The 15519-nt window shown below is 48.4% G+C and carries 17 protein-coding genes; 1 reads left to right on the top strand and 16 read right to left on the bottom strand.

Translation table 11 applies throughout. The annotated features are described in order from the left end of the window. Nucleotides 1–312: 312 nt before the first annotated feature. From der to XMG48_RS03840, 16 genes are all read right to left on the bottom strand, one after another. Nucleotides 313–1749 carry a ribosome biogenesis GTPase Der gene (gene der, locus XMG48_RS03915; protein ID WP_173480725.1) on the bottom strand — a complete coding sequence of 479 codons (1437 nt, stop codon included), beginning with the start codon at nucleotides 1747–1749 and terminating at the stop codon, nucleotides 313–315. An 81-nt stretch (nucleotides 1750–1830) separates the two neighbouring features. After that, on the bottom strand, nucleotides 1831–2979 hold the full coding sequence (gene bamB, locus XMG48_RS03910) for an outer membrane protein assembly factor BamB (protein WP_173480724.1): 1149 nt from the start codon (nucleotides 2977–2979) through the stop codon (nucleotides 1831–1833). Next, complete coding sequence (locus XMG48_RS03905; protein WP_173480723.1) at nucleotides 2979–3635, bottom strand: tetratricopeptide repeat protein; 657 nt, start codon at nucleotides 3633–3635, stop codon at nucleotides 2979–2981. The genes bamB and XMG48_RS03905 overlap by 1 nt, the downstream gene beginning before the upstream one ends. Before the next feature lie 13 nt (nucleotides 3636–3648). Then, complete coding sequence (gene hisS, locus XMG48_RS03900; protein WP_173480722.1) at nucleotides 3649–4926, bottom strand: histidine--tRNA ligase; 1278 nt, start codon at nucleotides 4924–4926, stop codon at nucleotides 3649–3651. A gap of 27 nt (nucleotides 4927–4953) precedes the next feature. Continuing rightward, nucleotides 4954–5940, bottom strand: coding sequence for a RodZ domain-containing protein (locus tag XMG48_RS03895; RefSeq protein ID WP_173480721.1), 987 nt, complete (start codon nucleotides 5938–5940; stop codon nucleotides 4954–4956). Further along, entirely contained in the window at nucleotides 5937–6710 is a 774-nt protein-coding gene (gene pilW, locus XMG48_RS03890) for a type IV pilus biogenesis/stability protein PilW (protein ID WP_217363716.1), read from the bottom strand. The genes XMG48_RS03895 and pilW overlap by 4 nt, the downstream gene beginning before the upstream one ends. A 62-nt stretch (nucleotides 6711–6772) precedes the next feature. Further along, nucleotides 6773–7882, bottom strand: a complete 1110-nt coding sequence (gene rlmN / locus XMG48_RS03885; RefSeq protein WP_173480720.1) for a 23S rRNA (adenine(2503)-C(2))-methyltransferase RlmN — start codon at nucleotides 7880–7882, stop codon at nucleotides 6773–6775. Nucleotides 7883–7939: 57 nt separating this feature from the next. Then, nucleotides 7940–8347, bottom strand: coding sequence for a nucleoside-diphosphate kinase (ndk, locus tag XMG48_RS03880; RefSeq protein WP_169450197.1), 408 nt, complete (start codon nucleotides 8345–8347; stop codon nucleotides 7940–7942). Between the two features lie 139 nt (nucleotides 8348–8486). Continuing rightward, nucleotides 8487–8825: an ISC system 2Fe-2S type ferredoxin gene (gene fdx / locus XMG48_RS03875; RefSeq protein WP_173480719.1), complete on the bottom strand. Its 339-nt coding sequence runs from the start codon at nucleotides 8823–8825 to the stop codon at nucleotides 8487–8489. A 9-nt stretch (nucleotides 8826–8834) separates the two neighbouring features. Further along, nucleotides 8835–10691 (bottom strand): Fe-S protein assembly chaperone HscA, encoded by a 1857-nt coding sequence (gene hscA / locus XMG48_RS03870; protein ID WP_173480718.1) that lies wholly within the window; start codon nucleotides 10689–10691, stop codon nucleotides 8835–8837. Nucleotides 10692–10693: 2 nt separating this feature from the next. Next, the gene (gene hscB / locus XMG48_RS03865) at nucleotides 10694–11227 is read right to left on the bottom strand and encodes a Fe-S protein assembly co-chaperone HscB (protein WP_173480717.1); all 534 of its coding nucleotides are present in this window, start codon (nucleotides 11225–11227) and stop codon (nucleotides 10694–10696) included. A 19-nt stretch (nucleotides 11228–11246) separates the two neighbouring features. After that, on the bottom strand, nucleotides 11247–11570 hold the full coding sequence (gene iscA, locus XMG48_RS03860; protein ID WP_173480716.1) for an iron-sulfur cluster assembly protein IscA: 324 nt from the start codon (nucleotides 11568–11570) through the stop codon (nucleotides 11247–11249). 42 nt (nucleotides 11571–11612) lie between these two features. Further along, entirely contained in the window at nucleotides 11613–11993 is a 381-nt protein-coding gene (gene iscU, locus XMG48_RS03855; protein ID WP_173480715.1) for a Fe-S cluster assembly scaffold IscU, read from the bottom strand. A 22-nt stretch (nucleotides 11994–12015) separates the two neighbouring features. Beyond that, nucleotides 12016–13230 carry an IscS subfamily cysteine desulfurase gene (locus XMG48_RS03850; RefSeq protein ID WP_173480714.1) on the bottom strand — a complete coding sequence of 405 codons (1215 nt, stop codon included), beginning with the start codon at nucleotides 13228–13230 and terminating at the stop codon, nucleotides 12016–12018. Between the two features lie 37 nt (nucleotides 13231–13267). After that, complete coding sequence (iscR, locus tag XMG48_RS03845; RefSeq protein WP_173480713.1) at nucleotides 13268–13744, bottom strand: Fe-S cluster assembly transcriptional regulator IscR; 477 nt, start codon at nucleotides 13742–13744, stop codon at nucleotides 13268–13270. Between the two features lie 89 nt (nucleotides 13745–13833). Further along, nucleotides 13834–14583, bottom strand: coding sequence for an RNA methyltransferase (locus XMG48_RS03840; protein ID WP_173480712.1), 750 nt, complete (start codon nucleotides 14581–14583; stop codon nucleotides 13834–13836). A 129-nt stretch (nucleotides 14584–14712) separates the two neighbouring features. Here XMG48_RS03840 and XMG48_RS03835 point away from each other — a divergent pair, with 129 nt between their 5' ends. After that, a complete protein-coding gene (locus XMG48_RS03835) occupies nucleotides 14713–15513 on the top strand; it encodes an inositol monophosphatase family protein (protein ID WP_254443547.1) in 801 nt (266 codons plus the stop codon). Nucleotides 15514–15519: the final 6 nt, after the last annotated feature.

Genomic DNA, 15519 nt, shown 5'->3' with positions numbered 1-15519 from the left:
TCTTGCTCAAGAAAAACATTACGCTAAATGAATTCACATATAGGTTGCTTGTCTTGTTAAGCTTTTGTGCTCAACCTCAACAAGCGCCCACACGCATTACCTGATTAATTGTTAAAGAGCGTGCCACTGATCTCTTGGTGGCTGCTTGAGTACTCGTCTCAAGCGAGGTGCGTATATTACCGACACCCGATTTTTATTCAACCCCTTTTTTGTAAAAAAACACACTTTTTTGAACATTTATTTTTACTGGGTTTGCAGTAATGAAAAACGCACCTTTAATAAGGTGCGTTTTTTGTAGGAGTGGGAGAAAGATTAGCGCTTACGCTTTTTATCTTTCGCTCGCTTCTTCATCTCTTTAATGTGCTGACGATGTCTCTCTTTTTTAGCCTCCTGGCGACCGGAGAGTTTATTCACTCTGCCAGAAAAAGGGTTATCGCCCGTTTTAAATTGGAAGCGAATCGGTGTTCCGCGCACTTTTAGAAGCGAGGTAAAGCGATTCTCAAGATAGCGCTTATAAGAGCCCGGCAGTGCGTTGGTCTGATTTCCATGCACTACAATGATAGGCGGGTTTGAACCACCCTGGTGAGCAAAGCGCAACTTAATACGGCGATTATTGACCGCTGGTGGCTGATGATCAGCTACAACATCTTCAAGCAGACGAGTCAGCTCATTAGTCGACCATTTTTTCATTGCACAACGGTAGGCTTCGTTCACTGACCGATAAAGATCGCCAACACCCGTTCCATGCAGCGCCGAGATGAAGTGGAAACGAGCAAAGGTCGCAAACCCCATGCGGCGCTCTACTTGAGTCTTAACCTTCTCTTTTGCTTCATAGTCCATGCCGTCCCACTTATTCAGTGCAACTACCAGAGCTCGGCCAGAGTCGATCACGAAGCCGAGCATGTTTAGATCTTGCTCAGTGACACCATCACGCGCATCAATGATTGCGACAACAACATTGGCATCTTTGATAGCCTGAAGCGTTTTGATGATTGAGAACTTCTCTACCGCCTCTGTCACTTGACGACGACGGCGAACCCCGGCCGTATCAATTAGAGTGTATGGCTGGCCATCTCGCTCGTATGGAATGTAGATACTGTCTCGAGTCGTCCCGGCATGGTCGTATACCACTACGCGCTCTTCACCAAGCATTCGGTTTACCAGCGTAGATTTACCCACATTAGGGCGACCAACAATGGCGATACGAATATTGCCATCATCTTCCTCTTCCGGCTCTGCGCCCTCTTCAGGGTATGGCACACCGGCTTCATCTAATGTCATATCAATCAACTGACGAACACCGCGACCATGAGCCGCTGCAATGGAGAGCGGATCCCCAATACCCAGCGCATAGAAGTCAGAGCGAGCGATATCAGGATCCAATCCATCGGTCTTATTGACTACAAGGTAGACTTTTTTCTCGTGACGACGCAGATGATCTGCAATCATTTCGTCAGCTGGGTTGATACCTGCACGAGCATCCACAAGGAACAGAACGATATCGGCTTCATCAACTGCTTGAAAAGACTGCTGTGCCATTTCACGGTCAATACCGCTCTCGTCACCCGTGATACCACCAGTATCTATGACAATGTAGTCTCGCTCCCCTAGATCACCTTCACCGTACTTACGGTCACGTGTCAATCCAGGAAGATCGGCAACCAGCGCATCACGCGATCTGGTCAAGCGGTTAAACAGGGTCGATTTACCGACATTAGGGCGCCCAATTAGGGCAATTACCGGAAGCATATTGCTCACCTGATTCCAAAAAACAGAAGGCGGCAACCCGCAAGTCAGGTCACCGCCTTATATAAAATTAAAAGGCTTTTGCTATTTTAGCGTTAAAGCACTCAATTTACCCGAGTTACTGAGTACAAATGTTGTATCCCCTACCACGACTGGATCCGCCGTGACAGGTGAACTACCCAAATTGACTCGAGCGATAGGACGCCCGTCGATTTGCGACAGGGCATGTAGGTAGCCCAGAGCATCCCCAAAAATTACTTCGTTACCGACCACTACCGGTGCCGATAAGCCTCGATTAGCAAAATCAGAGTTGCGCCAAACACTGGCTGACGACGAGACATCAAAGGCCTCAACCGCTCCCTTTGCATCGACCGCATAGACATTACCAAAACCGACCGCCAGCTCTTGATAAGTAGAGAAAGATTGAGTCCAGACTGTTGACGCCGTGCGCGGGTTGATCGCTACAACACGACCTTGATACCCGCCGGTCAGAATAAGATCGTTTGCTATTGCAAAGCCACCATCCAAATCCATTAGACGCTCAAACTCGGAACGACCCATCGCATCAGCAGCACGAATCTCCCAGGCTGGAATACCTGTTTCGCCCGCCAGTGCGACTACCTTACCGTTAGCAAATCCAGCTACGACACCATCACTCAGCATGAGGGGAGTACCGGTACCACGAAGCGTCAGTGCAGGCTCTTGAGCATCATAGACCCAACGAGATTCACCGGTAATGCGATCAAAGGCGGCTAGCTGACCATTCACCTGCTGAACAACAACCAGTGACGTGCCCACTTGTGGCTGAGCCGTCACTTCGGACTTCAGCTGAGCTCGCCACTGTTCCGAACCATCTTTTGCAGATAGCGCCACCAGTTCAGCGCTATCAAGAACCACTAACGCTAGATCAAACCCTGCACCGACACCTGCACTGATTTCGGCATCCAGGTCAACGCTCCAGTTCAGCGCACCCGATTCCAGCGCATAGGATGAGATTCGTCCTTGCTTATCAGAGATCAGTAACGAATCGTTTGTCACACCTGGCTTAAACTGGTGAAACTCATCCCCAAACGACGCACCCACATCTGCACTCCAAACAAGGTTGAAGGCTTTCTCTTGTTCAAACGCGACCAACTCTTGTGGGCCGGACTCTTTTTCACCAGAAAAAATACCGCAACCAGACAAAAGACTGGTTGCAGCTGCTACAACAAAGGCACGTCTAATGAGATTCATTACGATGCATCTCCAGTCGCTAAATCATCATATTTCAGTTTAATCACCTGCTTGCGCTGAGGATCGGCCGACGCCATTGCCGCTTCATACGAAGCTCTCGCTTCCGAAGCGTTACCCATTGCAGCAGCCACATCTCCCTGAACCTCAGCAAATAGTGATGGGAAATCTGAGCCACTTAACTGTGCTAATGACGCTTTAGCTGCTTCAGCTTGCCCTAATCCTAATTGCACTTTCGCTTTACGGATTGTAGCCAAAGACTTCATATCCAATGGCGAGACTTCACTCGTAATAACATAATCGAGCTGCTCAAGCGCACCTTCTAAATCGCCAGCATTCACTGATACACGAGCTAACACCATTGCCGCCATTGGGGCATAAGCGCTCGATGCATAATCTGCACGAAGATCTTTCCCAACCTGTATCAAGGAGGTAACCGCGGCTTCATCCAGTGGCAAACCGGTTGCGACAGGATTGAGAATCGACTCATACATAGCGGAAGCGTTTGCAGCAAAGTCATCTTGATATTGATTCCAGCCACGCCATCCAAACACAGCAGCCACAGCAATTACGACACCCATGATTAGGGATTTGCCGTTCTCTTTCCACCAACTTTTGAGCGCTTCAACCTGCTCTTCTTCTGTACGTAGCTCAGCCACTATACTCTCCAACCTAAAGACTAAATTTACCTTTCAATTCACTGACCAGTGAATCTTGAGCAACTCGAACTTGATCGCCATTACCACGCAGCGGTTTTAAACTCACTTCGGACGCAGCACGCTCATCGTCACCGATAAGAATGGCAAAATCTGCTCCACTCTTATCAGCCTTTTTCATCTGACTTTTAAATCCACCGCCGCCGCAATGCAACTGAACTCGAAGGCCCGCCTCGTGACGAAGCGTTTCAGCAACACTCATCGCGGTCGCTAGATTATCATCCCCCATTCCGATGACATAGACATCGATACGTTGACGAACACTCTCAGGAACCAGTTGCAGCTCTTCAAGGAGAAGAACCAGACGCTCGACACCCATTGCGAAACCGACAGCCGGGGTTGGCTTGCCACCTAATTGACTCACCAGTCCATCGTATCGGCCACCGGCACAGACAGTACCCTGGGCGCCTAACGCATCGGTCACCCACTCAAATACGGTCTTACCGTAGTAGTCTAGACCACGCACCAAGCGAGAATTAACACGGTATTCGATACCCGCAGCCTCGAGCAGTGACTTCAACTGTTCAAAGTGTGCTTTGGACTCTTCGTCGATGTAATCATGAAAATGAGGTGCATCGTTCAATAGCTGCTGGGTGTTTTGATCTTTAGAGTCCAATATTCTGAGTGGATTAGACTCAAGGCGACGCTGACTGTCAGCATCTAGCTGATCTTTACGAGCCGACAGATAGCTGACAAGGTCCTCTTTAAACCGTGCACGAGCTTCAGCTGAACCCAAGGTATTTAATTGAAGCTCAACGGAATTGATCAACCCTAAGCGCTTCCAAAGTTGAGCACTCATGATGATCACTTCTGCGTCAATATCAGGACCATCCATACCGAAAGCTTCAGCACCTACCTGGTGGAACTGACGATAGCGACCTTTCTGCGGGCGCTCATGACGAAACATTGGACCAGTGTACCAAAGGCGTTGGACTTGATTGTAAAGAAGGCCGTGCTGTTCTGCTGCACGAACACAACTTGCAGTCCCTTCCGGGCGAAGTGTCAAACTATCACCGTTACGATCTTCGAAGGTGTACATTTCCTTCTCAACGATATCGGTTACTTCACCAATTGAGCGTTTGAATAACTCAGTTTGTTCTACGATAGGGGTACGAATCTCAGCATAGCCATAAGCCTGCAGGACCGTTTTTACTTGAGTTTCTAGATACTGCCAGACCGGTGACTGGTCTGGCAGAAGATCATTCATACCACGAATGGCTTGTAGCTTTGCCAATTTTATAACCCGTAATGTGCGATCTAATTATCGCGATAATGTTAAACGGGCTACATTCTTTCTGGTATGAGGTTCTAAATCAACTGTTGAGCCATCAAAAGTTACAGAACTGACTGCATTCGCACGTCCAATGACAATTGAAAACGGGGCTTTACCTTTGATTGTCAGATCCTGTCCTTTTTTTGATAGCCCGTTAAACAGCGCTTCACCGGTAGCATCTTTGATATTCAGCCAACTGACATCGCTAAATTTAATCGTCACACCATCTGAACCACTCGTATTAACAGGTGAAGCGGTCAAGGGTTCGTTAGGCTCGGACTTTTCCGCCGGTTTGGGCTGCTCTGTTTTGACTGGAACGGCCGCCGTTTTAGATTCGAGATCAGGCGTTTCAGCAGGCTTAGGTAGCTCAATCGCTTTGGGCGCTTCAACCACCGCATCTTCATTAGACTCTTGAGTCATTGTTTTGATAGGTATTGAAAGACCCTCAGACTCTCCTGCCAATGGCGGAAGCGCCTGACTGCTCTGCTGCTCTTCAGGTTCAGAACCACCAAACAAACCGGACAGCCCAAGTGTCGGCCAATTAATTTGAGAAGCCCCAAAAGCAAGACCTGCTAAAAGAGCCGCAATGATGACCAACCGAAAGAGGAGTGTTAATAGCGAACTTGCACGACGCGGGTTGAGTTTCATCACCGTACCGGCGGTCGCTGAACCCGCTGATTTAATGGCTGAGCGGCGTTTAACAGGCCGCTGACCAATAGCCGCATTGTACTGTTCAACAAAGGTCTCGGGATCCAACCCAACTCGATTACAGTAGTTACGAATATAACCACGCGCAAACACCGGCTGACCCAATTGATCAAGGTCACCCGCTTCAATCGCAGAAAAAACAGCACTGGTTAGCTTCAGATCTCGCTGCAGCGCACCAGCAGAGATACCCAATGATTCACGGGCAGCAATCAGCTTGTGGTTTTCAAATCCTGAGAGGCTATCGCCCAATAGATCATGGTCTGTCACAGGCCAGTATCCTTAAATTTATTATACTCTTCGGAATTCGGATAAAGGTTCTTCAAAAGCAGCGCATAACTTGCCGCTTTTGATGGGTTCCCACTATGTCTGGCTAACCTTACACCAACCCAAAGACTTTTGGCAAAGTGCTGGGTCTCTTGAGCATCAAGTTGCTGTTGAAAGATTGCATAGTGTTGAGCGGCCAGTGAAGCCTGTCCTTTATCTAAGTAAAGATCTGCAAGCTCAATATGAGCCGTCACCCGAAGTGGTGACAGTGTCACTGAACGATTAAAGACGTGCTCCGCAGCGGAATCACGATCGATCAGACGGTAGCAGCGACCCAAGTTTTCAAATGCTTGTGCTCGCTGTGTATAGAAAGGATCTTCAGTTGATCTTGCTAAGGCTTTACAGGCCTCTTCAAACCGCTGCTGAGAAAAAAGAAAGGCGCCATAGTTGTTAAAGATCATGGCAGAGTTAGGGTCTGCTTGAGTGGCTCTTTGAAAATATTGATCGGCCAGTTCTGGTTCACGCTCGGCTTGAAACACCATTGCCAAACCATTCAACGCTGGGGCATAGCCAGGGTCGGCCAAAGCAGCCTGTTGAAGAGACTCTTTTGCCGATGCCGTATCACCCGCCTGGAGATATTGCATACCCAGCTTGGTGTAGGCTGCTAGGGCAGATTGATCTATTCGCCCTTTAGGTTGTTCACTCGATGAAAAAGCGGAACAGCCTGCCAAAGTAATAGAGCAAAAAAGAGTTACTGCTTTGAATAGGGACACAAAATACCGTTTAGAAACTTAAAGTTAGTTTCATTAACGATAGTAGAATAGTGTCAATAAATCTAGCTCGTTTGATTGTGAAGTTCGATGTACTTCGCACTGCGACGAGTCTTATCCTCAACCTGACCGACGAGCTGACCACAAGCCGCATCCACATCATCGCCACGAGTACGGCGAACGGTCGTAAGGATATTCCCTTTCAACATCTCAGACTTAAATGCCTGAATTGCCTGCTCAGAGGGGCGATCGTATCCAGAATTTGGAAAAGGATTAAATGGAATCAGGTTAAGCTTACAAGGCACCTGACGAAGCAACTTAACCAGCTGACGAGCATGCTCACGCTGATCGTTCACACCAGCAATCAGTGTGTACTCGATCGTTGCTACACGTCGATCCGACAGCTTATCGAAATAGCGTTTGACCGAAGCCATTAGCTCTTCGATCGGGTAGCGCTTATTGATAGGCACTAACTGATCACGCAGTTCATTGTTTGGAGCATGCAGAGAGATCGCTAATGAGACATCAGCACCTAACTCAGCAAGCTTGTCGATTTTAGGAACCACACCGGCCGTACTCAGGGTCACACGACGCTTAGAGAGACCATAGGCGTTATCTTCCATCATCAACTGTACTGCATCAAACACAGCATCAAAGTTCATCAGCGGCTCACCCATACCCATTAACACGACGTTGGATACGCGTCGTTCACCACTTGGGTCAAACGGCCCAAAGGAACGGATAGCAACACGAAGCTGAGCGATGATTTCGGCAGCGCTAAGGTTTCGGTTGAAGCCTTGCTTGCCTGTTGAACAGAAGCTGCAGTCCAAAGAACAACCCACCTGTGAAGAGACACAGAGCGTGCGGCGATCCCCTTCAGGAATCAAGACCATCTCAATCGCTGAACCACCATCCATCTGGATGACCCATTTACGGGTACCATCTTTGGACGTTTTATCCAGTAACACCTCTGGCTCACGAATTTCAGCAACCTCAGATAGGCGTTCACGTAGGGCTTTGCTGATGTTCGTCATCTCATCAAACGAACTGGCACCCTGCTGGTGAATCCACTTTAGGACTTGAGTTGCACGAAAACGCTTCTCACCCATCTCCTCAAAGAAATCTTCAAGCTTAGTAGGTGATAGACCGATAAGGTTTACTTTCTGTTCTGCCATGAGCTTTGGACCAAAAAAAAGGCGCCCTCCGATCAACGGAGAGCACCTTGGGCGTCATTATGCGCCGAAGAAGTATTCGATTTCGCGTGCTGCAGAAGTAGCAGAGTCAGAACCGTGTACTGCGTTCGCATCGATAGACTCAGCAAAGTCACGACGGATAGTGCCTTCAGCTGCTTCTTGTGGGTTAGTTGCACCCATTAGTTCACGGTTTTTAGCGATAGCGTTTTCACCTTCAAGAACCTGAACAACAACTGGACCAGACGTCATGAAAGAGACTAGGTCGCCAAAGAAAGGACGCTCTTTGTGCTCTGCGTAGAAACCTTCAGCATCTGCTTGTGAAAGCTGTTTCATCTGCATAGCAGAAACTTTTAGGCCTGCTTTTTCGAAACGAGAAACGATCTCACCGATAACGTTTTTAGCAACAGCATCAGGTTTGATGATAGATAGAGTACGTTCAGTAGCCATGACTGTGTAATCCTTTAATTAAATTATGGGTTAAAATTTGTGCGCGGATTATACGTTATGCGACGAAAGATAAATAGCCCTTCAACCACAACAAAAAAGGCCCGCTGTGCGGACCCTTTTCAGAGATGCTATAGAAGAATCAATGCCCTTCTGATACCTGATTGATGGTGTATTTAGGAATCTCGACAACCAGATCTTCATCACCAACAACGGCCTGACAACTCAGTCTAGATTCAGGCTCAAGACCCCAGGCCTTATCGAGCATGTCATCTTCTAACTCGTCGGACTCCTCGAGGCTATCAAAACCCTCACGGACGACGACATGACAAGTAGTGCAAGCACAGGATTTTTCACAAGCGTGCTCAATATGAATATCGTTCGCCAGTGCTGCATCACAGATCGTAACACCCGGTTCCACATCGATCACTTTGCCGTCTGGGCACAACTCTTCATGGGGTAGGAAGATCACTTGAGTCATTACATTTACCTAATCTAATTGATCAACGCGCTGGCCTTGCAACGCTTTTTGAATTGATTGATCCATTCTACGGGCTGCGAAGAAGTCACTCACTTGGGCGAGATGCTCTACGCCGGACTCTATCGCTTTAGAGCTCGCACCATCACGAAGCGAACGCAGAACGTCAATTTCTGAAAGAAGATCCTGTCGCTCCTGATCGTTCAGCAACTGCTCGCCATCTTCAGCAATCGCCGCTTCAAGCGATACGATTAAACGATCTGCCTCAACCTGCTGTTCACGCAAGGCGCGCCGCTCTTTATCATCTGCAGCAAACTGATAAGAATCCGTTAGCATCTGAGTAATTTCAGAGTCACTCAAACCGTAAGAGGGTTTCACTTGAACCGCACTCTCAATACCGGTCGATAGCTCTTTGGCTGAGACATTTAATAGACCATCCGCATCAACCTGAAAGGTGACTCGGATTTTAGCGGCGCCAGCCGCCATAGGGGGAATACCGCGCAGAGTAAACTGAGCCAGTGATCGGCAGTCATCTACCAACTCACGCTCACCTTGCAATACATGCACCAACATAGCCGTTTGACCATCTTGGTAGGTTGTAAACTCTTGAGCGCGAGCAACAGGGATTGGCGTATTGCGATGAATTACCTTCTCAACCAAACCACCCATAGTCTCTAACCCTAAAGAGAGAGGGAGCACATCTAACAGCAACAACTCTGCATCCGGTTTATTGCCCGCTAAAATATCAGCCTGAAGTGCTGCACCCACCGCCACAACACGATCAGGATCGATATCGGTATGAGGCTGGCGATTAAAGAACGCCTCGACCCCAGCAACAACGGCTGGTACACGAGTTGAACCACCCACCATCACAACATCGTTGATCTCATCTGGCTTGATGCCAGCATCTTTTAAGGTACGTTTGCAGGCACGAAGCGTTTTCGACACAAGGGGTGCCGTCAACTGTTCAAACTGCTGACGCGTCACCAAAACTTCTTGATCATTAGCCAAGGTTAGAGTGACTGAATCTGAATCCGTCAGTGACTCTTTTGCACGACGCGCTTGAACCATAAGAGATCGCATAACCGCAGGTGTACGCTCCAGCTCAGGCGCTTGCTCTAGCAACCACTCAGCCAAAGCGTGGTCGAAATCATCGCCTCCCAGCGCCGAATCTCCACCCGTAGCCAGCACCTCAAACACACCCTTGGTCAAGCGCAGTATAGAGATATCAAAGGTACCGCCACCTAAATCGTAAACCGCTACGACGCCTTTATCCTGTTGATCTAAACCGTAAGCGACCGCTGCCGCAGTAGGCTCATTCAGAAGGCGAAGAACTTTCAAGCCGGCCAGCGTGGCCGCATCTTTGGTGGCCTGACGCTGTGCATCATCAAAGTAGGCTGGAACTGTAATAACAGCCCCTTCAAGCTCACCACCCAAAGATTCGGCAGCACGAGCTGAAAGCGCTTTAAGAATATCCGCAGAGATTTGAACCGGACTCAAATCACCCAAGGCTGTTTTGAGGTAGGGCATCCCCCCCTCGCCTTCTGAAAACTGATAAGGAAGTTGATCGCCTAAAGTTAACACTTCATTTGAGGAGCGACCCATTAAGCGCTTAATGGATTGAATCGTGTTAAATGGATCGTCGCTTACTCTCGACAGCGCTTCAGCACCGACGATGGCACCAGCCTCTGAGTAGTGGACAACCGAGGGCAGCAAATGGCGCCCTGCCTCATCAGAAAGTGTCTCTGCAACACCATTTCTAACCGACGCCACCAGTGAATTAGTGGTGCCTAAATCGATCCCTACCGCCAACTTACGTTGATGGGGATCCAAACTCATTCCGGGCTCTGCAATTTGCAAAAGCGCCATGACTAAAACTCCTCATCGAGGCGATCTTCCATGGCCTCTATCTCAGACAGTAGTTTCTTTAAAAATTGCAGCTTGCGAACAGACTCTTCAGCCGACTCCAAATCACCACCCGCATAAGCCACCTGAAAATGATCAAAGCAGGCTTTTTCCAACTCCACAGTTTGTGACTCTAAAGCTTCTAGAGTAGCGAAAGGGTCTGCGGCTTCGGGCGCTTCAGCTAAGGTTTCGCGAAGCTCCATCTGCTGCATTAAAAAGTCCATTGGCAGCTGCTTTCTTGACTCTTCACCGGTCAGCACACCTTGTAATGAGAGAAGGTACTGTGCACGCGAGAGTGGTGACTTAAGCGTTTCATAGGCGGTGTTGAGGTGAGTACTGTTCTGCACAGCCTGGCGCTGTTCAGCATCACCTTTGTGAGCAAATCGGTCTGGGTGATACTCTTTTTGCAGCTCTCGAAACGCTGTATCGAGGAGTGTACGATCAAGAACAAAACCTGCTTCAAGACCGAAGAGTTCGAAATAGTTTTGAGAAAGATTCAAGAATTAAGCCTTAACCGGTTTAAACATGGAAACTTTCGCCGCAACCACACTCACTGGCGACGTTCGGGTTATTGAACTGAAAGCCTTCGTTGAGCCCCTCTTTGACGAAGTCGAGCTCTGTACCCTCTAGATAGACAAGGCTTTTTGGATCAACAACAACCTTAACGCCCTCAAACTCGTATACAGAGTCTTCACTGTTAAGTTCGTCAACATACTCCAGAACGTACGCCATGCCTGAACATCCTGAGGTCTTAACCCCTAAACGGATACCAATGCCCTTGCCGCGTTTTTCTAAATACTTAGCCACATGGTTAGCAGCTGCTGACGTCATCGAAATTGACATAAAAACCTTCTACCTAAACTGTCTACCAGAGGTTAAATGCGATTACTTCTGCTTGCCGCGGTAATCTTCAATGGCTGCTTTGATTGCATCTTCTGCCAAAACTGAACAGTGAATCTTAACGGGAGGAAGCGCTAGCTCTTCAGCGATTTTAGCATTTTTCAGCTCAGCCGCCTCGTCCAGTGTCATACCTTTGACCCATTCAGTCACTAATGAGCTAGATGCAATGGCAGAGCCACAACCATAGGTTTTAAACTTTGCATCCTCAATCACGCCGTCATCACTGACTTTGATTTGAAGTCTCATTACGTCACCACATGCAGGTGCACCGACCATGCCGGTACCTACGTGTGGATCATCACTTTCCATTTTGCCAACATTACGAGGATTCTCGTAGTGATCAATTACTTTATCGCTGTAAGCCATGCTGATCTCCTCTCACTGAGTATTAGTGATGTACCCACTCAACCTTAGTTAAATCCACACCGTCCTTGTACATATCCCACAAAGGCGATAATTCACGAAGTTTTTCTACGGCCACACGTGCTTGTGCCGCTGCGTAATCCACCTCTTCATCGGTCGTAAATCGACCAAAAGAGAAACGGATCGAGCTGTGCGCCATCTCATCATTGAGGCCCAATGCACGTAGCACGTAAGAGGGCTCAAGGCTTGCTGATGTACAAGCAGAACCAGAAGAGACCGCCAAATCTTTCAGAGACATCAGAAGTGATTCACCCTCAACAAAGGCAAAACTCACATTCAGGTTGCCTGGGTAGCGCTGCTCAACAGAACCATTGATATGAACCTCTTCCATATCGCTGATTTGTGACCAGAAACGATCACGAAGTTCAGCCAAACGCTTATGCTCTTGCTCCATCGATGCTTGAGCAATCGCGCAGGCTTCACCCATACCAACCAACTGGTGAGTTGCCAAAGTACCTGAGCGCATACCGCGCTCATGGCCACCACCATGTATTTGAGCTTCAATACGTACACGTGGCTTACGACGCACATACAGTGCACCGACACCTTTCGGGCCATACATTTTGTGGCCACAAAGTGACATTAGATCGACCTTCATCTCGGCCATATCGATTGGTAACTTGCCAGCACTTTGCGCAGCATCTACGTGGAACAGCACACCGTGCTTACGAGTCAATTCACCGATCGCCGCAATATCAGTAATCGTGCCAATCTCATTGTTGACGTGCATCAGAGAGACAAGAATGGTGTCATCGCGAAGCGCATCTGCCACCATCTGTGGCGTAATCAGACCGTCGCTACCCGGTGTTAGGTAGGTCACTTCATACCCTTCACGCTCTAATTGGCGACAGGTGTCGAGGACCGCTTTGTGCTCAATCTTAGAGGTAATGATGTGCTTACCCTTCTTATGGTAGAAGTGCGCAACACCTTTAATGGCCAAGTTATCCGATTCGGTAGCGCCTGAGGTCCAGACGATTTCACGAGGGTCTGCACCAATCAACTCTGCTACCTGGCGACGGGCAGTCTCAGCCGCCTCTTCCGCCTTCCAACCAAACAGGTGCGAACGTGACGCTGGGTTACCAAAGTTACCATCTGGGGTAAGGCACGCCATCATCTTTTCAGCAACACGAGGGTCCACCGGTGTTGTCGCTGAGTAATCTAGATAGATCGGCAGTTTCATACTCTCTCTCCAAAAACGTTAAACTGAGTTATGGCTCTTATGCGCTGGCAACAGAGGGAATTAACCCGTCAGCTGCCGTACTTTGGCTTTGACGATCTGCAACAGCCATTACATCCCTGCGTTTCAAAAGATCTGCAAGGCTAATATCACTAAGAAAGTTGTGGATCTGATCGCTAAGATCGCTCCACAGATGGTGCGTCAAACAGGTCTCACCGGCCTGACAGTTACCTTGGCTGTTACAGCCTGTAGCATCAATCGATTCATTAACCGCATCGATGATAGATGCTACAGTAATCTGTTCGCACTCCAGATTGAGCAGGTAGCCTCCACCTGGCCCCCGCACACTGGTCACCAGTGCGCACTTACGCAACTTGGCAAAAAGCTGCTCAAGATAGGATAAAGAGATACCCTGTCTTTCAGAAATATCCGCCAAACTGACTGGTCCTTTCTCTTTGTTGAGCGCCAAATCAAGCATCGCGGTTACGGCATATCGCCCTTTGGTTGTAAGTCGCATAAGACCTTCCTACACCCTATTGTGTTAAAGGTATTATCTAAAACCCTACAAAAACAGTCAACTATTAATCCTACAATTTTAGTCAACTATTAATCTTTACGGATTGAGCGATTTATCTTGGTCAAAATGCCACGCAAAATATTGACCTCTACTTTGTCTGGTACCGCCCTTAGTAGCAGTCTTCTTAACCGAGTCATTAACTGTCTTGGATTATCAGGCTCGAGAAACTTAATATCGATCAGTGTCTGCTCAAGATGATTAAACATCAGCTCAATCTCTTTTTGATCTGCCAACTCAATATCCCAATCCACACCCCATTGCGGCGCTTCTTCAACCACCGACTCTTGCAGCGCCATGCGCAGTTCATACGCGATCACCTGCACAGCTGCGCCGACATTTAATGAGCTAAAATCGGGATTGGTCGGAATATGAACATGCAGATGACAAGCGTGCAGCTCTTCATTGGTTAAGCCACGATCTTCACGACCAAACAGAATAGCTACTTTGAAATCATCTGAAGAGTGGGAGAGTCGCTCTGAAACTTGAGCTGATAACTCTCTAGGGTTAACGATCGGCCAAGGGATGTGACGACCTCGAGCACTGGTGCCCACCACCAACTGACAATCCGCAACTGCTTCCTGTAACGACTCAACGACCAGTGCAGATTCAAGAATATCATCCGCTCTCGAAGAGCGAGCATTGGCTTCAGGGTGAGGAAAGAGTTTGGGCTCTACCAGACAGAGTTCAGACAGCCCCATATTCTTCATAGCACGCGCAGCAGCACCAATGTTCCCTGGGTGGGTGGTATTAACTAACACGATTCGGATTTTATCTAACATCTGTCTCTCCCTGAGCGGGCGTGATTCTAACAGATGACGCCATGAATCACATCTGCTCGATAGTAGCGGTTTTGTAGCGGTCTGAGGTATAATGAAATTCGCTCTTTTAACAATTCCGGATACTTACTGATGCAACCAATGGTTAACATCGCCCTACGGGCTGCCCGTCAGGCTAGTGAACAGATCACTCACGCTTTAGAACGTCTCGACCTCATTAAAAGCGAGCAGTCGAGTGTCGCTACTTTTTTAAGCGATACGTGCAAAAACGTTGAACGCACTATTGCGTTTAACATCCAAAAAGCGAACCCACACCACAGCATCTTCGGTGAGTATTCAGGTGAGTACCCAGCTCAAGAAGAGGGCCCTAACCCTTGTGAGTGGCGAGTACACCCTATCGACAGTGTTGTTCACTTTTCAAACGCAATCCCCTCTTTTGCGCTGTGCATTACTGGAACTATCCGCGGTAAAGTTGAACACGCACTGATTCTTAACCCCATTACCGGTGAAGAGTTTACTGCGAGCAACGGTCAAGGCGCACAGCTAAACGGCAAACGCCTTCGTGTCAGCAACAGCAAAGCGCTTGATAGCACTCTGATCGGAACCGGTTTCTTGGGTCGTCCTTCAGACAAGAGCAACCTTGATCTACAACTGAACATTAACCGCGCATTGATTGAAGCGAACGCTGACATTTTCAGCACCGGTTCTGTCGCACTGAATCTAGCTTACACTGCAGCCGGTCGAATTGACGGCGTTGTTCAGAAAGGCGTGGTGGCAGAAGAGGTCGATGCAGGCCTACTCATTCTTCGCGAAGCGGGTGGCCTATCGGCTGATTTTACAGGCGGAACTGACATCCGCGGCAAAGGTGAGCTGATCGCCGCTAACCCGAAACTGTTTAAAGCACTGGTTACCAAGGTTCATAGCCTTAAATAATCATTC

It is taken from the genome of Marinobacterium sp. xm-g-48 (assembly GCF_013282925.1).
Classification (GTDB): Bacteria; Pseudomonadota; Gammaproteobacteria; order Pseudomonadales; family Balneatricaceae; genus Marinobacterium_E.
Note: the sequence above shows the minus strand (reverse complement) of the source record. Positions and strands in the feature narration are given on the sequence as shown.